The organism is Aureisphaera galaxeae (assembly GCF_028561275.1).
In the GTDB taxonomy this organism is placed as follows: Bacteria; Bacteroidota; Bacteroidia; order Flavobacteriales; family Flavobacteriaceae; genus Aureisphaera; species Aureisphaera galaxeae.
This window is the reverse complement of record NZ_JAQQTF010000002.1, coordinates 394005-414263: the sequence shown is the minus strand read 5'-3', so window position 1 is coordinate 414263 and position 20259 is coordinate 394005. Positions and strand designations below refer to the sequence as shown.

Annotated in this window: 24 protein-coding genes; 17 read left to right on the top strand and 7 right to left on the bottom strand. The window is 40.3% G+C overall.

Annotation, left to right across the window (positions count from 1 at the left end):
- From POV27_RS01655 to POV27_RS01645, 3 genes are read right to left on the bottom strand one after another with little or no spacing between them, the layout of a single operon-like run.
- On the bottom strand, window positions 1–693 hold the full coding sequence (locus tag POV27_RS01655) for a geranylgeranylglyceryl/heptaprenylglyceryl phosphate synthase (protein ID WP_272860990.1): 693 nt from the start codon (window positions 691–693) through the stop codon (window positions 1–3).
- Window positions 693–1310, bottom strand: coding sequence for an HD domain-containing protein (locus POV27_RS01650; RefSeq protein WP_272860989.1), 618 nt, complete (start codon window positions 1308–1310; stop codon window positions 693–695). The genes POV27_RS01655 and POV27_RS01650 overlap by 1 nt, the downstream gene beginning before the upstream one ends.
- On the bottom strand, window positions 1310–1948 hold the full coding sequence (locus tag POV27_RS01645; RefSeq protein WP_272860988.1) for a 4'-phosphopantetheinyl transferase family protein: 639 nt from the start codon (window positions 1946–1948) through the stop codon (window positions 1310–1312). Before POV27_RS01645 ends, POV27_RS01650 begins: the two co-directional genes overlap by 1 nt.
- 74 nt (window positions 1949–2022) lie before the next feature.
- Here POV27_RS01645 and ahcY point away from each other — a divergent pair, with 74 nt between their 5' ends.
- Both ahcY and POV27_RS01635 read left to right on the top strand, forming a co-directional pair.
- Complete coding sequence (gene ahcY, locus POV27_RS01640) at window positions 2023–3333, top strand: adenosylhomocysteinase (protein ID WP_272860987.1); 1311 nt, start codon at window positions 2023–2025, stop codon at window positions 3331–3333.
- 240 nt (window positions 3334–3573) lie between these two features.
- Window positions 3574–5574: an endo-beta-N-acetylglucosaminidase gene (locus POV27_RS01635; RefSeq protein ID WP_272860986.1), complete on the top strand. Its 2001-nt coding sequence runs from the start codon at window positions 3574–3576 to the stop codon at window positions 5572–5574.
- Between the two features lie 21 nt (window positions 5575–5595).
- On the opposite strand, the gene POV27_RS01630 is transcribed toward POV27_RS01635, so the two are convergent.
- Complete coding sequence (locus POV27_RS01630) at window positions 5596–6327, bottom strand: hypothetical protein (protein WP_272860985.1); 732 nt, start codon at window positions 6325–6327, stop codon at window positions 5596–5598.
- A 67-nt stretch (window positions 6328–6394) separates the two neighbouring features.
- On the bottom strand, window positions 6395–7126 hold the full coding sequence (locus tag POV27_RS01625) for a hypothetical protein (protein WP_272860984.1): 732 nt from the start codon (window positions 7124–7126) through the stop codon (window positions 6395–6397).
- Between the two features lie 332 nt (window positions 7127–7458).
- Here POV27_RS01625 and POV27_RS01620 point away from each other — a divergent pair, with 332 nt between their 5' ends.
- The 14 genes from POV27_RS01620 (at window position 7459) to POV27_RS01555 (ending at window position 15783) form a co-directional block, all read left to right on the top strand.
- The gene (locus POV27_RS01620; protein WP_272860983.1) at window positions 7459–7608 is read left to right on the top strand and encodes a hypothetical protein; all 150 of its coding nucleotides are present in this window, start codon (window positions 7459–7461) and stop codon (window positions 7606–7608) included.
- Between the two features lie 35 nt (window positions 7609–7643).
- Window positions 7644–9605 (top strand): tetratricopeptide repeat-containing sensor histidine kinase, encoded by a 1962-nt coding sequence (locus POV27_RS01615; RefSeq protein WP_272860982.1) that lies wholly within the window; start codon window positions 7644–7646, stop codon window positions 9603–9605.
- A 10-nt stretch (window positions 9606–9615) separates the two neighbouring features.
- Window positions 9616–10284, top strand: coding sequence for a DNA-binding response regulator (locus POV27_RS01610; protein WP_272860981.1), 669 nt, complete (start codon window positions 9616–9618; stop codon window positions 10282–10284).
- A 94-nt stretch (window positions 10285–10378) separates the two neighbouring features.
- Window positions 10379–10549 carry a hypothetical protein gene (locus tag POV27_RS01605; RefSeq protein WP_272860980.1) on the top strand — a complete coding sequence of 57 codons (171 nt, stop codon included), beginning with the start codon at window positions 10379–10381 and terminating at the stop codon, window positions 10547–10549.
- A gap of 45 nt (window positions 10550–10594) precedes the next feature.
- Complete coding sequence (locus POV27_RS01600; RefSeq protein ID WP_272860979.1) at window positions 10595–10825, top strand: hypothetical protein; 231 nt, start codon at window positions 10595–10597, stop codon at window positions 10823–10825.
- Window positions 10822–11103, top strand: coding sequence for a membrane protein insertion efficiency factor YidD (yidD, locus tag POV27_RS01595; protein ID WP_272860978.1), 282 nt, complete (start codon window positions 10822–10824; stop codon window positions 11101–11103). Before POV27_RS01600 ends, yidD begins: the two co-directional genes overlap by 4 nt.
- 12 nt (window positions 11104–11115) lie before the next feature.
- Entirely contained in the window at window positions 11116–11301 is a 186-nt protein-coding gene (locus POV27_RS01590; protein WP_272860977.1) for a YegP family protein, read from the top strand.
- Window positions 11302–11305: 4 nt separating this feature from the next.
- The gene (locus tag POV27_RS01585; RefSeq protein WP_272860976.1) at window positions 11306–11755 is read left to right on the top strand and encodes an SH3 domain-containing protein; all 450 of its coding nucleotides are present in this window, start codon (window positions 11306–11308) and stop codon (window positions 11753–11755) included.
- A gap of 142 nt (window positions 11756–11897) precedes the next feature.
- Entirely contained in the window at window positions 11898–12266 is a 369-nt protein-coding gene (locus tag POV27_RS01580; protein WP_272860975.1) for a hypothetical protein, read from the top strand.
- 18 nt (window positions 12267–12284) lie between these two features.
- A complete protein-coding gene (locus POV27_RS01575) occupies window positions 12285–12656 on the top strand; it encodes a DUF6804 family protein (protein WP_336375825.1) in 372 nt (123 codons plus the stop codon).
- A 9-nt stretch (window positions 12657–12665) separates the two neighbouring features.
- Window positions 12666–13070 (top strand): hypothetical protein, encoded by a 405-nt coding sequence (locus POV27_RS01570; RefSeq protein WP_272860973.1) that lies wholly within the window; start codon window positions 12666–12668, stop codon window positions 13068–13070.
- 4 nt (window positions 13071–13074) lie between these two features.
- A complete protein-coding gene (locus POV27_RS01565) occupies window positions 13075–14331 on the top strand; it encodes an ABC transporter permease (protein WP_272860972.1) in 1257 nt (418 codons plus the stop codon).
- A 208-nt stretch (window positions 14332–14539) separates the two neighbouring features.
- Window positions 14540–15250, top strand: coding sequence for a hypothetical protein (locus POV27_RS01560; protein WP_272860971.1), 711 nt, complete (start codon window positions 14540–14542; stop codon window positions 15248–15250).
- Between the two features lie 2 nt (window positions 15251–15252).
- Window positions 15253–15783 carry a hypothetical protein gene (locus POV27_RS01555; RefSeq protein ID WP_272860970.1) on the top strand — a complete coding sequence of 177 codons (531 nt, stop codon included), beginning with the start codon at window positions 15253–15255 and terminating at the stop codon, window positions 15781–15783.
- A 21-nt stretch (window positions 15784–15804) separates the two neighbouring features.
- Here POV27_RS01555 and POV27_RS01550 read toward each other — a convergent pair whose 3' ends face one another.
- Both POV27_RS01550 and POV27_RS01545 read right to left on the bottom strand, forming a co-directional pair.
- Window positions 15805–16557 (bottom strand): LytR/AlgR family response regulator transcription factor, encoded by a 753-nt coding sequence (locus POV27_RS01550; protein ID WP_272860969.1) that lies wholly within the window; start codon window positions 16555–16557, stop codon window positions 15805–15807.
- Complete coding sequence (locus POV27_RS01545) at window positions 16557–17627, bottom strand: sensor histidine kinase (protein ID WP_272860968.1); 1071 nt, start codon at window positions 17625–17627, stop codon at window positions 16557–16559. Before POV27_RS01545 ends, POV27_RS01550 begins: the two co-directional genes overlap by 1 nt.
- A 250-nt stretch (window positions 17628–17877) precedes the next feature.
- On the opposite strand from POV27_RS01545, the gene POV27_RS01540 reads away from it, so the two are divergent.
- Window positions 17878–20256, top strand: coding sequence for a TonB-dependent receptor (locus tag POV27_RS01540; RefSeq protein ID WP_272860967.1), 2379 nt, complete (start codon window positions 17878–17880; stop codon window positions 20254–20256).
- Window positions 20257–20259: the final 3 nt, after the last annotated feature.

The following is a 20259-nucleotide window of genomic DNA, read 5'->3' as shown; positions in this document are numbered from 1 at the left end:
TTATTCTTTTTCGAATATGGTACCCATAACAACCATATCGGCACCTGCATTGTACGCTCTTACTTTTTGTATTTCGGACCGAATGCCACCACCCACAATCAAGGGAACGGTGATATCGGCTTTCACTGCTTTTATAATATCTTGGGAAACGGGAATCTGTGCACCACTGCCCGCTTCCAAATAAATCCATTGGGCACCCATGAGTTCGCCTGCTTTAGCAGTATCTACAATTTCTTGAATATTCTCTTGCGAAAGTGGTGCTGTTCCAGTTACTCGTTGCACGGCTGATTCATTTCCACCATCAATTAAAATATAGCCTGTGGGTATTACTTCCAGTTTTGCTTCCCTTAGTTTGGCAACGGCTTTCACCTGCTGTCCGATCAAGTATTCGGGATTGCGTCCCGATAACAAACTCAAAAACAACAAGGCGTCGGCATTATCGGCTATCTGATTGTAATCCCCCGGAAAAATGAAAATAGGCTTCGAGGTACATCCTTTTAATGCCTCCACAACCGCCTCCGTTCTTCCTTCGGGCACGGTACTTCCGCCCACAAAAATGTGTGTGGTATCTACGGGAAGGGTTCGCATGAACGCAGGTGCCTGCTCCGTTTCAAATTTTTCGGGATCTATAAGTATGGCCAGCAGTCGTTGACCTTCTTGTATTTTTTGTTGAAGGGATTGCAGGAACGTCATTAGGAAAGGGATTGCAATTCGCGGTTCAGGTTTTCCCTGGCTTGCTGTTCATAGTTTTCAAGGTAATGATCGGTCATGAAGATCTGGTCCTTTTCCAAAAAGTGTTGCAACACCTTCTTCCTGCCTTTCCTGTACATAAACCCGGGATACATCTTATATTCCTTTCGGATGTTTTTTGAATAAGTTTCATACACCTCAGCCTCCTGACCCAAAATGGCGAGGTCCAAATCCATTAGGATTCTCATATCATCATTCGCGCTTTCGTGCAATTTGGTCGCTTCAATGAGTTGTCGGCATACGGGGATGTCATCAAAAGAGGTCTTGCGCAAATGATTTTCCATAAGATCGGCACTCTTCACTTCGTTGTCCTGTCGCTTTACATTGTATACTGCATCGTGATAAAAGATAGCGAACAACAAGCAATCATGGTTGCTTACAGAATCCTCCATTTCCTCCAATCCTTGGATCATGTGCAGAAGGTGTTTCAAATTGTGATAGTACCTTGAGGATTGGGTGTAGGCCATTTCCAATTCCTGCCAACAATTTTCGGCATAGGCCGTATCTTGGGTATAGGCTCCCATGAGTTTCAGGAAGGTTTCTTTCAGCATTGCTTTCATCAGTGCCCATTGTTTATGATGGCATAGGCCCCCGTAAACCCTTCGAACTCCATAAACCATACATGGTATTTTTCCAATCGACCTTCAAAGCCCACTTCGGCAACGGTTTCCATGCTGTCCAATCGGAAGTCGTTCACGTATATATGCTGTAAAAAGCTGACTCCCTTTTCGGCAAAGCTCTTATAAAGGCTTTCCTTGGCACCCCAAACCATAGTAAGTTTTCGCATCACGGCGTCATCATTGGCTAAGGTTCTATATTCTTCAATGGGTGTAAACTTATGGGCGATTTTCAGGATTTTAGGACGTTGCATTTCAATATCGATCCCCACTTCATCTTCGCTCACAATAATTCCGGAAAAGGTATACGAATGGGTAATGGAGATTTTTTTACCGTCTTGCAAATGGGGTTTCCCTTTGTCATCGTAGTACAAATCATGATCGGTATAGCCTACTTCTTTCAGCAAATGGCGTACACTCATAAAGCCACGACGGTGCAGGTCGCTTTTCATTCCATCCACTCGGGAACGGCAATGTTGTGTTAGGGAAATTCCATCAGAAAGTTCTTCAAAAGACTCTTCTATCTTCCAAATGAGGACATTAGTCCTATCGTTAACTGTTATTGTTTTGTAAAGAGGCATCTAGTTACAAGGATATTCCGTAATTTTGCATTCTGAAATTTTTCAGAGAAACATAACATTTCAAAGATAACAATATGTCTACGAAAACTGTACCCTACGTACCGTATAAAGTAAAAGATATTTCATTGGCCGATTGGGGTCGTAAAGAAATAGAATTGGCAGAGGCCGAAATGCCTGGTCTTATGTCCTTAAGAGAAGAGTATAAGGACGAGCAACCATTAAAAGGAGCTCGTATTGCTGGATGTTTGCACATGACCATTCAGACAGCCGTACTTATTGAAACCCTACAGGCTTTGGGAGCGGAAGTAACCTGGAGTTCTTGTAATATTTTCTCTACCCAAGATCAAGCTGCTGCAGCTATCGCTGCTGCCGGAACTCCGGTATATGCTTGGAAAGGAATGAACGAAGAGGAATTCGACTGGTGTATCGAGCAAACCCTATTCTTTGGGGAAGATCGCCAACCTTTGAATATGATCTTGGACGATGGTGGGGACCTTACCAATATGGTATTGGATCAATACCCAGAATTGGTTCCTGGTATTAATGGTCTATCTGAAGAGACTACCACTGGGGTACACCGTTTGTACGAGCGCATGGAAAATGGAACATTGCCTATGCCTGCCATTAACGTAAACGACAGTGTGACCAAGTCTAAATTCGACAACAAATATGGATGTAAGGAAAGTGCGGTAGATGCCATTCGTCGTGCTACCGACGTAATGTTGGCTGGAAAGCGTGTGGTTGTTTGTGGATATGGTGATGTTGGAAAAGGAACCGCGGCTTCTTTTAAAGGGGCTGGATCTATCGTAACCGTTACTGAAATCGATCCTATTTGTGCTTTACAAGCTGCTATGGACGGATTCGAAGTGAAGCGTTTGGAAACTGTAGTAGGTAATGCCGATGTGGTAATCACTACGACTGGAAACAAAGACATCGTTCGCGGAGAGCATTTCGAAGCGATGAAGGATAAGACCATCGTATGTAATATTGGTCACTTCGATAACGAGATCGATGTTGCTTGGTTGAACGCAAACAGCGAGAAGGTTGAAATCAAACCGCAAGTGGATAAGTACAACCTTAACGGAAAGGATATCATCCTATTGGCAGAAGGTCGTTTGGTAAACTTAGGATGTGCTACGGGTCACCCGAGTTTTGTAATGAGTAACTCCTTTACCAACCAAACTTTGGCTCAGATCGAATTGTGGAACAACATAGAAAACTACGAGAACAAAGTGTATATGTTGCCTAAGCACTTGGATGAAAAAGTTGCAAAATTGCACCTAGCCAAAATCGGAGTGGAGCTGACAGAACTTCGTAAAGACCAAGCCGATTATATTGGTGTTAAAGTGGAAGGTCCATTTAAACCTGAGTACTACAGATACTAGTAGTGAGATACTAGATTTAGATATTAGAAACCCTCGCCAAGTGGCGGGGGTTTTTGTTTTTGGTGACTTATTCTACCGCGACTCCTCGATATATTCCGAACTCCGTTCGAAAAACTCGGAGTCCATTACTATATTCTTACTATTTCGGGCCCTATATAATTTCCTACGGAAATCACCTCTCCATTATTTCTTGCTTTTCCCTTCTAAGTAGTACCTTTAAAATCTTATAACCAAATTACTATGATTAAAAATTACATTCTCTTCCTTTCCCTTTTCGTTAGTTATGCCCTGAGCGCACAAATCACAGTGGCGCCACCCTATGTTTTGAGCATAGATGAACTAAAGGCTTGGACGCCTACTGGTCCTACGGCAGATGATGCACTCATCGCAACCCAGGAGCTACTTCCCCGATTCGTAAACACCGATACGCAATTCGATCCAACGCTTTCCAACGATATGGAAATCGCCTATTTACCCGATGGCATGGGGAATTTTGCCAATTATAGCGAAGAGCAGGACGTCTTCAATCTCTACAACTTCACTAACTGGTCCTACATCGACAAATTGGTTTGGTTTGGGGGTACCTTCGAGGAAAACGTACAATTACCTTCTGCCCCATGGGTAAATACCGCTCATAAAAATGGTGTGAAAGTATATGCCAATGTGTTTTTCGCTCCCAATGTCTTTGGCGGAACCACGGCCATCCTTCAGAATTTCCTGGAACAGGATGGCAATGGAGACTTTGTTGTGATCCCCATCATGGTGCAGATTATGGAACACTATAACTTCGATGGTTGGTTTATTAATGAAGAAACCAATACCAATTCTGCCACTGCGCAGTTGATGTATGAATTCCTAAGGGATCTTACCACTGCGGTGGAAGTCGTGGGCAAAGATGTAATGTGGTACGATGCCATGCTATTGAGTGGAAATGTGGATTGGCAAAACCGCTTGAACGCCAACAACAGTCCCTTTGTACAGAATGACGAAGACGGGAATTCAGGCAATGGATTCGAACAACGCGTAAGCAGTAATATCTTCATCAATTTCTTTTGGGGCGGAACACCGCCACCCATCGCTTCCCGTAACCGAGCTCAGGAAATTGGCCGCTCCGAATTTGAGGTATTTACTGGCGTCGATGTATGGCCCGGCAGGAACCAAGCCCCATTTGAAACTGGCGGAAATGCTTGGATGGGATGGCTGCATGAAAATCAGCAAACGCCGTACACTTCTTTAGGACTTTTCGCTCCCAATTGTATTTTCAATAACAGCCAGTACAGTATTTTTAATACCGACCCTGCCGATTATGCCAACTTTTATAGTGAAGAACGCCATATGTTCGCTGGAGCGGATAGAAATCCAAGGGTGGAAGACCCTTCCGGATTTAAAGGATATGCGAATTGGATTCCAGCCGCCTCCACAATTACCGAAATCCCTTTTGAAACCAATTTCAACACAGGACATGGATTGAAAAAATTTACGGAAGGGACAGAAACGAGTTCCGATCCGTGGCACAATCTGAATGATCAGGATATCTTGCCCACATGGCAATTTGCTTTTTCCGAGAATGCATTTTTTAGTGCCTCTTGGGATTTCGACCTAGCCTATAATGGCGGATCCTCTCTTCGTATTGACGGTGACCCCGTGAGTCCAGAATTGGATGATTTACTCCTATATAAAACGAATATTACGCTTACCCCAGACAGTAAGATAGACATCATATACTATATTCAGGATTTTGAAGAAGAGTATACACTATCCCTTATTCTAACCTTTGCCGATGCGCCAGACGAAACCCTTGCCATGGATGTTACCAGCTTTACATTTGGGGAATGGATTCCAAAAACGAGATTGCTAGGTGCCTATGCTGGGAGAGAATTGGCAACCATAGGGGTTCGAATGGATGGCCCAGTAATTGCCGATGCAAATTATATAGTAAACATTGGAAACATCCGAGTACATGAAGGTCCCGGACTTTCAGTAGATGGTGTTTCTTCATTAGATAATGCATTAGTGATTTCCTATCCGAATGCTGAAGAAATTTTAATCCATTCGACCCTGTCGACTGATGAGGCCATCAATTTTGGCGTGTACAATCTACAAGGGCAACTATTGTCTTCCCATTCCATGGAAGAAAAAGTCTATCGATTGCCTACCGAAACATTATCCCAAGGGGTTTACTTGGTTCAGTTTACCGATAGCACCGGAAGGAAGGTGACGAAGAAGGTGCTGATTCGATAAGACGAAAGCAAAGATCATTTTTTAATAGCCCGTAACCAGTAGGTTGCGGGCTCCTTTTATGCCACATTTTTGGTATTTGTGATAGGCTTGCGCCGCCCGTTCGCGAATTTGGGCATCGCTTTCGTTGGCAATCCACCCTTCTATCGCTGCCTCCAAAGTGTATACTTCGGGTGACATTAATCCTGTAGACCACACCAACGGATTGGCTTTGGTAAGTTGAAGATAGGGCTTAAAATACTCCTTGCTGATGCAAGCCAAAATTACCGCATCCCTTTCTTCTCCATCACAGGGTTTGAAAGATTCCTCCAGGTCGAATTCCATAAGTCCGTCATGACCTATGTACGCCAATAGTTGGGCTCCTCCGCCAAACAAAAGTGTCTTCCCGCTATGGTCGATCTTCTCCTGAAGATCCCCCGACGATGCTTTTAGGAAATCGATGGTGGTCTTTTTAATGTATTTCCCGTCGTAGGCATCAGCCAGTAAATAGGTTTCAGTGTTTTTATGCTTAAAAAGCACTCGTTCCAAAACATGGGGGTTTTGCGACTGAAGGGTTTTTATCAAATTCCATTGGGCGCTTCGTTTAAAGTGGGTTTTCATACCATACAAAGCGCCCCAGTACAGGTTAGATTTTGGATCCTGTCCATCTCCTAACTGTTTGGGAACCGGAACAATGCCTTGGTTTTCATTATCGCAAAGGGCTACATAGACGTGGATGGTTTTGGTTTCTTCAGTCTTTTGAGCTAGCAGAACCATTGGAAATAACAGAATATATAGTAAAACCCATTTCACCTTGAAATAACGGAAATCAGAGCTTCATATTTTAGGGGTTTTCATTTTGCAATGAGTTGCAGGGTGGTACCCACGATCGAATAATAGTGGGTGTCACAGGGTCCAAGTGCTTCCCGTTGTATATTGGATGTTCACCAGGGTAGGTGAAAAACTCAATATTCCCTAGATGTTTCAAATAGAATTTCACTGGCTCCCCATCCTTAAAGAAAATACTGTCCTGGCAAACTTCGACTTTTCTAAAATTGGCCAGTCTTAAAGGTTCCAAGGGTTCTTCCAGTTCCAGTCCCGAACACCGAATTTTTTCAAAATGATCATCTACCCACAACATACAATTTTTCTTGTAGTATTTGGAAATGAAAAATATGAGTGCAATAGACAGCAGTACGATTAAGCCAATTCCTAATTGAGTTCTTTTTCTCATTTCTTGTCTTAATTTCACTCTTTCTAATAGCATTATATCCTTCTCCACACTTACTTCTTTTTGTTGCATAAAATCCTCAAAGTCTTCAAACCCTAAATATCTGCTTAATACTTTTAAGGTAAACTTCTGAGGCATCCTCTTCCTCCCCCCTAGGATATATCCATTATAGTATCGTATAAAGGTTCGGTCATCTATTGGGTCTTTTATCCTTGCACCTAAATGCTCTGCCAGCTTCTGCTTCAGGGTCTCATTTGAATCTTTCTTGGCCTTTTCAAATACCAGAATCATTAATAATTCAACAAAATATTCCTTGGATCGGGGATGGCCCATTCTTTTTTTCATGACTATATATATTTGATTGTTAGATACTTACAAAATGTCTTTGTAATGTCTGTACTATGTCAGTGCATCCTCAGAAATCTCCCCAATATTTGCTTCAGATGCTGCTCGGGTTATGTAGTGCTAACATAGCTAAAGTGACCCTTAGCATCCCGCGGGAATCCGCAGTGCGTGTGTGAATAGTTCGATGGAAAGTAGCTATCACGAATGCACTTCAAGATTCCACTTTCCAAACACTGCAGTGGAGTAATACATACTCCGTCCGGGATTTCTAGACCCCGGAAACTCACTCGAGAAAGTCTCGGGGCAGATTTCTAATGAAAATTTTTAAAACAATGAAAATCATATATTTAGTTTTAGCAGCCCTATTAGCTTTGGGCCCGACCTTTACCTCCTGTACCCCCACTCCTATTGTTGACCCAGTAGAAAAATCTACCGAAGGTGATGATGGCGAAGTTGAAGAGGAAGATGAGGATGGACAATAAGTAGCCTTAGTTACTTAATTTCTTAACTTAGAGGGATGAAATGTGTTAGATTTTCATCCCTCTTTTTGTTCTCTCTGGTCTTTATCCCTCTTTTTTTTTCTTGCTTAGGAGATAAGGAGAATTCACTGCCTCCTGAATTACAATCTAGAATTGATAGTCTTTCTGTCTTTTACTCGCTGAGCAAAGAAGACAGCCTATCGGATGACGAAAAACATAAAGCAGTAAATCAATTTATAGAAGGAGCCGCCCAATTTAATATCGACTCTCTCATCTTAAAAGGATATAGCAGAAAAGCTTCACTTTATAATGATGAAGACAAATGGGATTTAGCCATACAAGCTTCTCATGTTTTATTGGAAAAAGCGCAACTTAAATCAGATAGTAACTATATAGGAACGGCTTACTTTAAAATTGGGCTTTATAACAAAAAGAAAAAAGAATGGACCAAAGCATTCGAAAACTACAATAGATCTTTTAAGATACATCGGAACATTGGGGACAGTTTGAAAGCCGGGAAACGATGCATGGCCATGGCGAACATTCAAAAAAGAATGGGTGATTATGGAGGAAGTTTACAAACGGCGATCGATGGTCTCGAGTTTAACGACAAAACGGATGATTATAGAACCATTTCAGGTTTATATCATATTATTTCAGTCTGTTATAAAGAGCAAAAAAAAGACTCCAATGCTCTGAAATGGAATGAAAAAGTATTAGATCTTATTAAAGATTCTATTGCTTTCAAAAAAGTGGGCATGAATGAGGTTCTTACTTTTCTCAACACAAAAGCCAACATCTATGAGCAGAGAGGTGAGTTTGATAAGTCTATAGCACTTCTAGATTCTCTTCGTAATACACCTGAAGTTATAAAAGATTCAACGGAGTACGCCAGAGTGACGAACAACCTTGGATATGTACTATGGAAGAAGGACTCAACGAATAACCAATCACTAAACCTGATATTGGAGGCACTTGATATACGGCAAAAAAGAAATGAAGACTTAATCTCCAGTAACATAAAACTAACAGAATATTTTAGCCAAATTAATCCTGAGCAAGCCTTAAAACATGCAACCATTGCCTTTGGGTTTGCAAAAGGCCTCAAGAATCCAATGGCTCAAATTGAGGCACTCGAATGCATCGAAAAAATTGAAGGTCTAGATTTGGAATCATCAAAAAGGTTAAATAATCTTTATCGTGAGATATCAGATGCACGAAACAAACTAAGGGAGATATATGCACCTACACGTTATGAAAATGAACTGCTCACAAAAAATATTCAGGAAGAGAAACTCGAAAGTTCAAATCAAAGAAACTTGAAAAACATTTTCTTATTCATTGGTTTAATAGCATTGGCTAGCACCCTTTTCATTTATTTTTTCTTGAAGCAACGAGGTCGTCAGAGAGCCGAATTAGCTAAAATCCAAGAACGTCATAAAACCGAAAATCGACTTACAAAAAAAGTACATGACGAAGTAGGTAATGATCTGTACTATCTTATGACGCAAATCCAACACAATCCTGATTTTCTAGAGAAAAAAGGATATAAGGTATTGGATGGCTTGCAATCCATCTACTCCAAGGCGAGGGATATTTCCCGGGAATATTCGGCTGTAGATACTGGAGAAAATTATCCAGACGAACTGCTTTCCCTTCTCAATTCCTATGGAAATACAAAAACCAATATCGTAACGACACCCCAAAAACCTGAATTTTGGGCCAATATCAAGGCCCAAACCAAAGAAGGGGTTTTTCGTCTCGTCCAAGAGTTGCTTACCAATATGAAGAAACATAGCGAAGCGACCTTGGTTGCGGTCACTTTTTTCAAAGAACCCAAAACACTTATCATTAATTATTCCGACAACGGAAAAGGAACGGAAGTCGCTCAGCCCAAACTCCGCAGTGCGGAAACCCGCGTGAAAGAACTGGGCGGCAGACTTAATTTAGGATCGGATTTACAACAGGGATTCACCCTAAAAATTGAAATCCCTATTTAAATTGAAAACCATGTCCTTTACCAAAGTAATTGTTGCCGAAGATTATGAAGATAGCAAAACAGGGATGATGACAGCCCTTAAGGAACTGAATATTCCGACCATTTCACAAACCTCTTTTTGTATAGACACTTACTGGCAAATTAAAAAGGCATTGCTCGAGGAAGCACCCTTCGAATTACTCATTACCGATTTGGAATTCACCTCCTCTTTCGGAAAAGATGAGATTCCATCTGGGGAAGAACTCATAAAACGTGTACGGGAAATACAACCGGAATTAAAGATTATTGTTTTTACGGGAAATGGAAAGCAAGGTATCATCAAGTCGCTAATGAACGACCTGAGAGTTGAGGCTCATGTTTGCAAGGGGCTTAATGGTCTTAAAGAACTTACAAAAGCCATACATCTTGTACACAAGGGACAGACCTATATTTGCCCGGTTACGCGATCCTTTCTGGAACAAAAACACGTATTACAAATAGGCGAATACGAAATTCATTTAATGCGATTGCTTGCCAGAGGTATCAAGCAAATAGATATTCCTGAACATCTGAAACAAGAAGATATTTCTCCCAATAGTATGCGTACCGTAGAAGACCGTATTAGTAGGTTAAAAGACCATTTTGATGCTTCTACTCCTGCCCAATTGGTACATAAGGCCACCAAATTGGGGTTTCTCTAATTTCTTTTCACATTTTTTTTTGCTTCGCGGATTCCCGCAAGGATTTGACTGCTAAGGGTTTTAGGTTTGGAGTATAAATCTAAAACTTAAAACTATGGCTAGAACACCATTGGGAACAATTAGACACACAGGACAAAAATGTCCAGAATCAGGAGTTTGGGAGGCGCAATCACCTCCCATAGATACCATTCCACTCTCTGAGGGCGAAACATTTCCTCCACACAATGGAAATTCAACCGATTGGAAATTAATCGCATACGCCTAGAATCAAGGAGGCTTTAATTAAGGCCTCCTTCTAAACTTTTAAGTTATGGAATACAAGGTAGTACCCTTTGTCGCTTCAATTGACAGGGCCAAGAACACACAAAAGCAGGTTGCAGAACAGTTAGAGGATTTGATTCAAAATCAAACAAACCTCGGTTGGGAATATGTCCGGCTGGAAAGCGTAACCTCATTTGTAAATCCCATTAATGGATGTTTTGGAATTGGTGCTCAGCCTGGGTTTACTACTCACAGACAAATGGCGGTATTTAGAAAATGAAACATCTATTACTATTCGCTATTAAGTGGTATTGGCATATAATTCCTGCTTCAAAAAGAGGTAGGTGTATTTTCAGAATGTCCTGTTCGCAACATGTATACAAGACGACTAGAGAAAACGGATTAATAAGTGGATTAAAAGCTCTGGTTTTTCGATACAAAAACTGCCGGCCTGGTTTCGAAACTTTTAAGAATCCGATTACACAGGAAACTCAAGTTTTATTGAAAAACAATCAAGTAATACCAGAAAAAGACATAGCAAAACGATTCATTAATTAAAATGTACACAACATGGGAAAACCAAAATTTACAATCCAAAAAAGTAAAAACGACAAGTACTTTTTCTTCAATCTAAAGGCAGGAAACGGAGAAATCATTGCTACTAGTGAAATGTACAACTCTAAACAAGCCTGCGAAAAGGGAATTGAATCGGTAAGAAAGAATGCTCCAATTGCTGAAGAGGAGGACAATACATAAGATTATGAAAACTCTTTTAATTCTGCCTTTCCTTTTTTTCATCTACGTCGCAGCACTCGTGCAAAACACCGATGCCATTGCTTCCTGTTGCACAACCGAAAGAGGATGTACGGGTTCCGCTTACTGTACCGCGTGTAAAAATTGCACGGGATGTAGGCACTGTGCAAAGAATGGAGGCTCTTGTGGCGTTTGCAGCCCTAGATCTTCCAGTGTTTCCCGACCCTCTTCTTTTAATACTAAGAAACCAACGTTTCGTACGGGCGATATCCTTGTGGTTTCTGCGGAGACCTTGAACCTAAGAAAAGGTCCCGGCACGAAATACGACGTCTTGAAAAAGTTAGCAAAAAATGAAAAACTGGAACTGGTTGAGGCTTCCGGATCCTGGATTCGGGTAAAGCTCTTGAACAAAACCCTCTCAGGGTATGTCTTTAAAAAATATGTAATCAAGCAATAATCATGATTGCTTAAATCTAGCTAAGAATTTTTGAATCAGGACATTTTCCATTACACAATAAAAATTCGATTTACTGGAAACTAGCTGAATTCACGCAAAATCAGGGAAGCCTTGTAAAAGGCCAACTTATAAACATTAAATCATGGAATTAAACAATAATAATCTGAAAGAATTAATAGAAGTTCATTGCTCAAAAAAGGGATATACAGAATACGATTATGAAGAATTTATAACGTATACATTCCTAATCCATAATAAATCTGACAATGGTATAAGGGCGATTAAAGGAGAAGTCGTCTTCAATAACATCTTTGATGAAAAAATTCAATCAATGAGTTTTGTTTATGATCAACCTATTAAGGCAGGAGGAAAAGTAACCTGGAATGCTACCACTGAATATAATCCTTACAGATCCGAAGATAGGGCTCTTAGAGACAAAGACTTAAAGGATATTAAGCTAATCTGGAATCCTGAAAAAGTGATTTTACAGAATGGATCAACATTAGGATAATTTATTATTCCCAAAAAAATGTCAAACTCTCCCAGCCAATTAAATACAATTATTTCAGGAATCTGTGCCATCCTATTATTCATGGGAATACTACATCTACCCATAGAATACTACACCTTCTTGCGGATTGTGGTTTTCATAGGCTCCCTTTGGGTGATTTTAAGTCGGGTGAAAACATGGTATTGGGTGGCTCTATTTTCGGTCGTAGCAATCGTTTTCAATCCCATTTACCCGGTATACCTGTACCAAAAATCGAAATGGATTCCCATAGACATTGTTGTAGGCATCTTGTTTCTGCTTCAGGTTTTTGCACCCAAAAAAAGGACAGACCAGAGTCAAAAAGCGACAATAAGAAATGAAAAAATACTGGACCGAGATCGAATGGTTTAATCATCTATTATGGAAAAAATTATTATTTCAACAGAATTAAAAAGTCACTTTCTAAGACTATATCAAATTGCTCTTTCCGATGAGGACTTTGATGTTCTTGAGTTACGAATGCTATACAAGTTTGCTGAGGACCGAGGTATTTCAAAAGTCCAACTAAACGGCTTGCTTTTAAGTCCTGATTCCTATTCGACTATTCCTGAGACCCTAGAAGGTCGGGTAGAATATTTATATGATTTAGCCTTAATGATTTGGGCTGATGGAAAAGTCACCGAAGATGAATACAATACTTTAAAAAAGTACTGTAAAAAATTTGACTTTGAGGATGATAAAATAATTCCCATAACTGAATACTTATTGGAATGCGCCAATAAGAAGGTTAGTAAAGATGACATTCTAAACAATCTAAAGGCATAGTACCATGGAAAACATCAAAAACCTCTTTGCTTTAAAAAAGAACGGTATAGAAAAAGAGTCTAAAAGTACATCTTCAGAATCCAAAGAGCAGATTCGAATCACTTATTTTCAAAGTGGTTATGGGGCTTCTACCAAAGCTTCGGGTGAGCCTGTCACGTTCGGGGTGGGACTTAAAAACCTTTATAACAGTTTTGAAGATCAATGTCGCAAACAACTCAATGAACAACTACGGCTAAAGCAGCCTTATAAAGAGGAACAGGAAAAATGTAAAACGGAACTTAAGAAGAGGGAAACCGTAATTGCGATTACAGAAGATCAATTAAAAACCATCTCATCCACAATAAAAGATAGACAGTTTGAAATGATAGATGTTAAGCAAAATCCAGAACGATATGGTATTGATGCAGACAAACGGCCGAAAGCCCAATTTTACATTGGAATTTCAATTCTTCTTCCGATAACGATCTACCTCTTTGTCTTTTACATTTCCGCCTCTTACTCGGCTTTTTTCAAAAATTTTGAATCCGATAGCTTAACGGCGGCAATCTTTGATTCTAACGCTCTAGGAAAAGCGATTTCAGATGGTTGGCTGGAAGCAATATTTGTTGGAACAATACCCTTCGTCTTTATGGGACTTGGGTATTTAATTCACATGTTTCAAAAAAAGAAAGGGTGGAAAGTCTTCATGAAATTAGCTGCTCTTTTTATACTCACCTTCCTTTTTGATGTAATCCTAGCCTACCTCATAGAAAAGAAAATTTTCTTATTCGATGCAATAATTGGTCAACAATTTACCCCTTGGAATGCGATCCAAAGTGTAAACTTTTGGGGAATTATCTTCGCAGGATTCGTGGTCTATATAATATGGGGATTAGTATTTGACTTTATCATGAAGGAACATGAAAATGTGGATAAAATAAAAGCCTTTATTAGATCTAAAAAAGAAGAAATACACAATTTAAACATACACAAAAATGATCTTTTGAGTAAAATCAGCATAATAAAGCAAGAAATCTCTTCCATACAAGGGAAAATAGCCGAACTACAAGCCAAGATTGACGGATTCATTTTTCCCGTCAAAGAATACTTACATTATCATTATCAATATAGAGAGGGATGGTATCAAGCAATCAATGCAGAACTAGCTTTGCCAGCTAAGGAAAAAAACGAGCTCCGAAACAAATGTGAAGAAGTCGCAAAGAAACACCTTCAGGAGCTTAACCTAACAGAAATGGATTTCCAGAATCTGATCTTCACTTAATGCTAACGTTATGAAAAGTTCGATCAATCAAATCTCGTTATATCTATTGCTTACCACTTTACTCTCTTGCAACAAAGATGTAAAAAAAGAGGAACCAATAATAGGTCAAGAGTCTACTATCCATAAAACCCGAGATATCAATTTAAACATTAGCATTCTCTTAGACCTATCGGATAGAATTGACACCATAAAGTTTCACAATAAAACTATGGAATATTATAAGAGGGACTTAGGCTATATAGAATTAATCGCTGAAACGTTTGTCAATCACCTTAAAGTCAAGAAAGTCAGAAAAATGGACGACAGAATAGCCCTGTATTTCGATCCAGAGCCAAAGAATCTAAAAATCAATAAAATTTCAAAAAGCCTAAAGTTCCATATAACAAGAGCTAATGCATCTATGGATTTACTGGATGAGATCACACCAGCATATGTGTCAAAATCAAAAGAAATATATGAGCTTTCAATTAAAGACAGAGACTATATAGGATCTGATACTTGGGGATTTTTCAAAAATAATGTCAGGGATTTTTGTATTGAGAATGATTCACGGAATATTTTAATAATTCTAACTGATGGTTATATGTTCCATAAAAACAATCTTAGAGAAAAAGACCACTTGACCACTTACTTAACCCCTCAATATGTAAAAAGCGAAAACCTCAACTCCATCAATTGGAAAGCAAAAATGGACCAGAAAAATTATGGTTTTTTAGTAGCCGAAAACGACCTATCAAATCTAGATGTCCTTGTTTTAGGAATTAATCCTATAGAAGGAAATGTTTATGAAGATGACCTGATAAAGGAATACTGGCAGAAATGGTTCAGGGAAATGAAAGTTAATTATTATGAAGTGAGAAATGCCGAGTTACCTTCGAACATGAAAAAAATAATCTCCGACTTCATCATTAAACATTAGTCATGGGATTTAGATACAGAAAACGAGTCAATCTTGGCAAAGGATTCGGACTCAACTTTAGCAAAAAAGGAATGTATCCTAGTTACCGTTCCAAAAAAGGTTCGGTAAGCACAAAAGGATTTTCCATTAGAACCGGAATTCCTGGGCTCACCTATAGAAAGAACTTTAATAAATCAACAGGGAAAGGATGCCTCTTCGTTCTAGTATTTCTATTCTGCATTCCCATTATAATGATTTCTTGTTTGGATGGTCCAGAAAAACATGTCTCTGACAATAGTCAAGAATGGTATGTTGGTGGATCTCTTCATAAGTCTAAAATTTCGGAATGGAAGATCTCAGCCAAAAGAAACAAATTAGCAACTTGCGGTGACTTTTTAGCTCATATATACAAAGGGCATTCACTTGATTTTATCAAAAGTAAAGCCATTGAATTAAGCAATTGTATCGACGAAGCTGTTAAAGGCCATTCACTTTCCGACGACAATGAAGTTGCGGAAATAGCATCAATGTGCATCGTATTTATGGAGCAGTGAATTTCTGCAAATAATAGGACATCACAAATCCAACCACCGTTTAAAATTACTGGTGCGTTCCCGGGAAACAATGACCTGCTCTTCTTCCTTGGGTTGTAGTTTTAATAGCAATCGACTGTTGAAATAGGTGTGGATCTCTTGTACTGCTTGTACGGAAACCATGAACTTACGGTTGATCCTAAAAAACTGTACCGGATCTAAAATATCCTCCAATTGATCTATAGAATATTCAATCGGGAACTCCTGTCCAGAATGTGAGTGCAGGAAAATAAGACCGTCATGGCTCTTAAAGTAGGCAATGTCTTCTACTTGAAAGGTATTGAAATGATTCCCCACCTTCACCATAAACCGTTTCTTGAACTCCTTCGAGAATAACTTTTTCAACTCGGCAATCTTGTCCGTTTCCGAAGGAACTGCTACACTGTTCTTCCGAAATTTATACAAGGCATCTCGCAAGTCATTCTTGTCAATCGGTTTGAGCAAATAATCGATGCCGTTGTACTTAAATCCGCGGATAGCATATTCATTATAAGCCGTGGTAAAAATGACTGGTGGATGATCTTCCAATCGATCCAAAATATCAAAGCCATAACCGTCATTCAACTGAATGTCCAAAAAGATCAAATCGGGCATGCTGTTTTCAGCAAACCAACGACTGCCATTCTCCACCGAGGTCACCTGCCCCACAATTTCCATTTCTGGGGCCAATTCGCCAATAAGGTTGGCCAAACGGCGGGAAGCAATGGCTTCGTCCTCTACAATCACAGCTTTCATTAGGAAACGATCATTTTAATGTCCTTTATATCCCTAGGCAACAAAGGAATTTCTACCACGAATACATCTTCTTTTTCTTCTACCAACACTTCCTGGGAGGTATAAAAAGCATATCGGTTCTTTACATTCTGAATTCCCAATCCGGTCGACTCCTCTTCAAGCGCCCGCTTTCTAAAGGTATTCTGAACCACCAAACGCTGCTTTCCTCGGGTTTCTACCAAAATTTCCATAGGTTTCTCTTTGGAATAGAAATTATGCTTCATCGCATTTTCCACCAACATCTGCAAGGTAAGGGTTGGGATGAGATATTCCACTGGAGACACTTTTATATTTGTCTTTATGGTAAGGGCTCCTTCGTGCCGTACATTCATCATAAACATAAACGAATCGAGAAATCCGAGTTCCTTCTCCAAAGAAACCAAATCCTCTTCCCTATTGTCCAGAATGTATCGATAACAGGAAGCCAAACGGGAAACGAAATCGGATGCCAAATCCCGATCTTCGTACATCAAACTCGTGAGTGTATTCAGACTATTAAAAAGGAAATGTGGACTTATCTGACTCTTCAGAGATTTGTATTTCGAAGTGACCACTTCCTTCTTTAAGGCGGTCATTTTATTCTCCAATTCGCGCTTCTGATACAAGGCATGATAAAAAACATTGAAGAGTATTACCGCAACGCTCAACAACATAGCCCTAAAGAAATCGATGCGCCATTGCAACCACGGATCTCCATCATGCAAATGACAAATGTGATTTAAATGAAAAATCCCGATGTAATAATATAAAGCCGCCAGAGGAGTCATAATGGCCATGGTCCAACCTATAATAGCCGTATAATCCTTGGGTGATAAAGCCCCTCTCCTTTCCTGGTACTTTTTAATGAGCCGATCGTTGATCTCCCACGTACTAAAGAAAAGGACTATGGCCGAAGAATAATAAAACACGGCCTGTCCACTAAAGAGATTGGGAGCTTTCCCTCCATGGTCTATGGTTAACTTAATGAGAAAGTAAACGACGTTTACGATAAGAAACCGCACCGCTATTTTTTGTAAGCCTTTCTTTTTCATTTCCATAAAGATACTGGATCAACAAACAAAGTAACAAAATGTTGTACAGGGAATTCCCGGGAGAATCTTCAACTGTCGAATTTCAACCTGAATTGTTCTTTTACTCTGTTGAACCGAATCCATAGCTAAGCTCCTCCCTTCACTACCATAAAACCGATATAGCTACAATTCAAACCATAAGACAACACTTCAACTTTTTTCAATTGTACTTCCGAAAAGGGAAAGACACCTTTGGATAAAATTCAAAAAAATGAAAAAAGGAATCCAACTCATTGTACTATTCTTAGGCCTTGCCTCTTTCGCGCAAACTGGAGTCATTAAGGGTATTGTAATCGACAAACAAAGTGAAGCGCCCCTTAATGGAGCTACGGTAGAATTATTGGGCGTGGAAGCTACAGGCGTCATTACCGATTTCGACGGTTACTTCCGTCTGGACAACGTTCCCGTAGGAAGACAAAGCATTCGCGTTGGTTACGTAGGTTTCGAAAGTATCACCCTCCCAAATATCGTGGTAACCTCCGGAAAAGATGCTGTGGTTACCGTCAACCTTATTGAAGCCTTCGATCAATTGGACGAGGTAGTCATCACCTCAACCAATAAAGATCGATCTGTAAATAAGCTCGCCACAATTTCCTCACGGCAATTCAGTTTGGAAGAAGTGAATCGCTTTTCCGGGGGACGCAGCGATGTAGGTCGTTTGGCCGCCAATTTTGCTGGGGTCTCTGCGCCCGATGATAGTAGAAACGACATTGTTGTAAGAGGAAACTCCCCAACAGGACTGTTATGGCGCCTCGAGGGAATCCCCATTCCCAGTCCCAACCATTTCTCGTCTGTCGGCACCACAGGCGGTCCTGTTTCGGCTTTAAACCCCAACCTCCTCAAGAACTCCGATTTCCTCACCTCGGCATTTCCCGCAGAATACGGAAATGCCCTCGGCGGGGTTTTCGATCTGGGCTTCCGTAAAGGGAACAAGGACAGCTATGAATTTACCGCCCAAGTGGGCATCTTTACGGGAGTGGAGGCAATGGCAGAAGGTCCTTTGGGAAAGAACAACGGCTCTTTTTTACTATCTGGACGCTATTCCTTGGTAAGCCTTTTGGGCGTAGGTGCTGGCGGAACTTCGGCCACGCCCAATTACAATGATGTTTCCTTTAACATTGACCTTGGAAAAAGCAAACAGGGTAATTTCTCACTCTTCGGAATTCTTGGCTTCTCAGACATTGACTTTTTGGGAGATGATATAGACGAAAATGATCTATTCGCGGCCGAAGATGAAAATTCCTTCTTCGAATCGGGCTTTGGTGTGGTAGGTTTAAAGCATCAAATAGGACTTTCTAAAAACTCCTATCTAAGAACCATTATTGCAGGATCCTACAGCGGAAGTGATTTTAAACAGGATCGGTTTATCGATAAGGACAGCGCAGAAGAATGGATGCTCCGATACACCGAAGCCGACAACCTTGAAACTCGATTCAGTACCTCGACTATGTTCAATACTAAATTAAGCAGCCGAAGCACCTTCCGAACGGGCTTATTGGTTGAGACGACGGCAATAGATGTGACCCAGAAGGATCGGGAAATGCAGCCAGATTTAGACGGCGATGGCGATCCCGATCTGTTCACTTATTTGGATGTGGATGACAATCTCACCTTGGTACAACCCTATGCACAGGGACAGTTCCGCCTTACAGAGACATTGACCCTTAACACCGGTTTGCATGCACAATACAGTACTTTGAATGAACAATTTGTGTTGGAACCCAGAGCTGCGGTGAATTATAAAATTGCACCTAGGCATCAACTGAGTTTGGGTTACGGATTGCACCACCAACCGGTATCATTACCTATTTTATTTTTGAATGAAGATGTAAACGGAACCCTACAACAAACCAATGCCGATTTGGATTTTGTGCGAAGCAATCATTTCGTTTTGGGATACGATACCCGCTTTGCCAAAAACTGGCGCGGTAAGTTGGAAGTATACTATCAAAGCATCGATAATGCTGCAGTAGAACCCTTCCCTTCCAGTTATTCCTCCCTAACTGAAGGAGCCGACTTTGTTTTCGAAAATGATCGGGTTTCCTTGGTGAATGAAGGAACTGGATTTAATCAGGGAGTGGAAATCACTATTGAAAAGTTCTTTAGCGATGGCTACTACGGTCTATTGACTACTTCCCTTTTTGAAAGCAAGTATGAAGGCAGTGACGGTATTGAAAGAAATACTCCTTTCAACAATGGATATGTAGTGAATGTTCTAGCTGGACGGGAATTTGCGGTAGGGAAAGCCAAGAAAAATGTACTGTTCTTCGACACCCGTTTCACGGTTTCTGGTGGACGATATTTTACTCCCGTAGATTTAGAAGCATCTCAAGCAGCCGGTTTCGAAGTGCTTCAAGAAGACTTGGCTTTTAGCGAACAATATGATGGTTATCTTAGGTGGGACGTAAAAGCCGGTTTCAAAATAAACAGCAAAACGAACAAAACATCGCATCAATTGTATTTCGATATTCAGAATGTAACCAATAACGAGAATGTATTTGTACGCCGTTATAACCGATTGACCAATCGGGTAGATCAGGTAGACCAAATAGGATTCTTCCCAGATTTTGGATATCGATTCGAATTTTAAAAC

Coding starts and splice junctions, on each gene's coding strand:
- POV27_RS01655 (WP_272860990.1), bottom strand. CDS start 693: ATGACGTTCCTGCAATCCCTTCAACAAAAAATACAAGAAGGTCAACGA.
- POV27_RS01650 (WP_272860989.1), bottom strand. CDS start 1,310: ATGAAAGCAATGCTGAAAGAAACCTTCCTGAAACTCATGGGAGCCTAT.
- POV27_RS01645 (WP_272860988.1), bottom strand. CDS start 1,948: ATGCCTCTTTACAAAACAATAACAGTTAACGATAGGACTAATGTCCTC.
- ahcY (WP_272860987.1), top strand. CDS start 2,023: ATGTCTACGAAAACTGTACCCTACGTACCGTATAAAGTAAAAGATATT.
- POV27_RS01635 (WP_272860986.1), top strand. CDS start 3,574: ATGATTAAAAATTACATTCTCTTCCTTTCCCTTTTCGTTAGTTATGCC.
- POV27_RS01630 (WP_272860985.1), bottom strand. CDS start 6,327: ATGGTTCTGCTAGCTCAAAAGACTGAAGAAACCAAAACCATCCACGTC.
- POV27_RS01625 (WP_272860984.1), bottom strand. CDS start 7,126: ATGAAAAAAAGAATGGGCCATCCCCGATCCAAGGAATATTTTGTTGAA.
- POV27_RS01620 (WP_272860983.1), top strand. CDS start 7,459: ATGAAAATCATATATTTAGTTTTAGCAGCCCTATTAGCTTTGGGCCCG.
- POV27_RS01615 (WP_272860982.1), top strand. CDS start 7,644: ATGAAATGTGTTAGATTTTCATCCCTCTTTTTGTTCTCTCTGGTCTTT.
- POV27_RS01610 (WP_272860981.1), top strand. CDS start 9,616: ATGTCCTTTACCAAAGTAATTGTTGCCGAAGATTATGAAGATAGCAAA.
- POV27_RS01605 (WP_272860980.1), top strand. CDS start 10,379: ATGGCTAGAACACCATTGGGAACAATTAGACACACAGGACAAAAATGT.
- POV27_RS01600 (WP_272860979.1), top strand. CDS start 10,595: ATGGAATACAAGGTAGTACCCTTTGTCGCTTCAATTGACAGGGCCAAG.
- yidD (WP_272860978.1), top strand. CDS start 10,822: ATGAAACATCTATTACTATTCGCTATTAAGTGGTATTGGCATATAATT.
- POV27_RS01590 (WP_272860977.1), top strand. CDS start 11,116: ATGGGAAAACCAAAATTTACAATCCAAAAAAGTAAAAACGACAAGTAC.
- POV27_RS01585 (WP_272860976.1), top strand. CDS start 11,306: ATGAAAACTCTTTTAATTCTGCCTTTCCTTTTTTTCATCTACGTCGCA.
- POV27_RS01580 (WP_272860975.1), top strand. CDS start 11,898: ATGGAATTAAACAATAATAATCTGAAAGAATTAATAGAAGTTCATTGC.
- POV27_RS01575 (WP_336375825.1), top strand. CDS start 12,285: ATGTCAAACTCTCCCAGCCAATTAAATACAATTATTTCAGGAATCTGT.
- POV27_RS01570 (WP_272860973.1), top strand. CDS start 12,666: ATGGAAAAAATTATTATTTCAACAGAATTAAAAAGTCACTTTCTAAGA.
- POV27_RS01565 (WP_272860972.1), top strand. CDS start 13,075: ATGGAAAACATCAAAAACCTCTTTGCTTTAAAAAAGAACGGTATAGAA.
- POV27_RS01560 (WP_272860971.1), top strand. CDS start 14,540: ATGGAATATTATAAGAGGGACTTAGGCTATATAGAATTAATCGCTGAA.
- POV27_RS01555 (WP_272860970.1), top strand. CDS start 15,253: ATGGGATTTAGATACAGAAAACGAGTCAATCTTGGCAAAGGATTCGGA.
- POV27_RS01550 (WP_272860969.1), bottom strand. CDS start 16,557: ATGAAAGCTGTGATTGTAGAGGACGAAGCCATTGCTTCCCGCCGTTTG.
- POV27_RS01545 (WP_272860968.1), bottom strand. CDS start 17,627: ATGAAAAAGAAAGGCTTACAAAAAATAGCGGTGCGGTTTCTTATCGTA.
- POV27_RS01540 (WP_272860967.1), top strand. CDS start 17,878: ATGAAAAAAGGAATCCAACTCATTGTACTATTCTTAGGCCTTGCCTCT.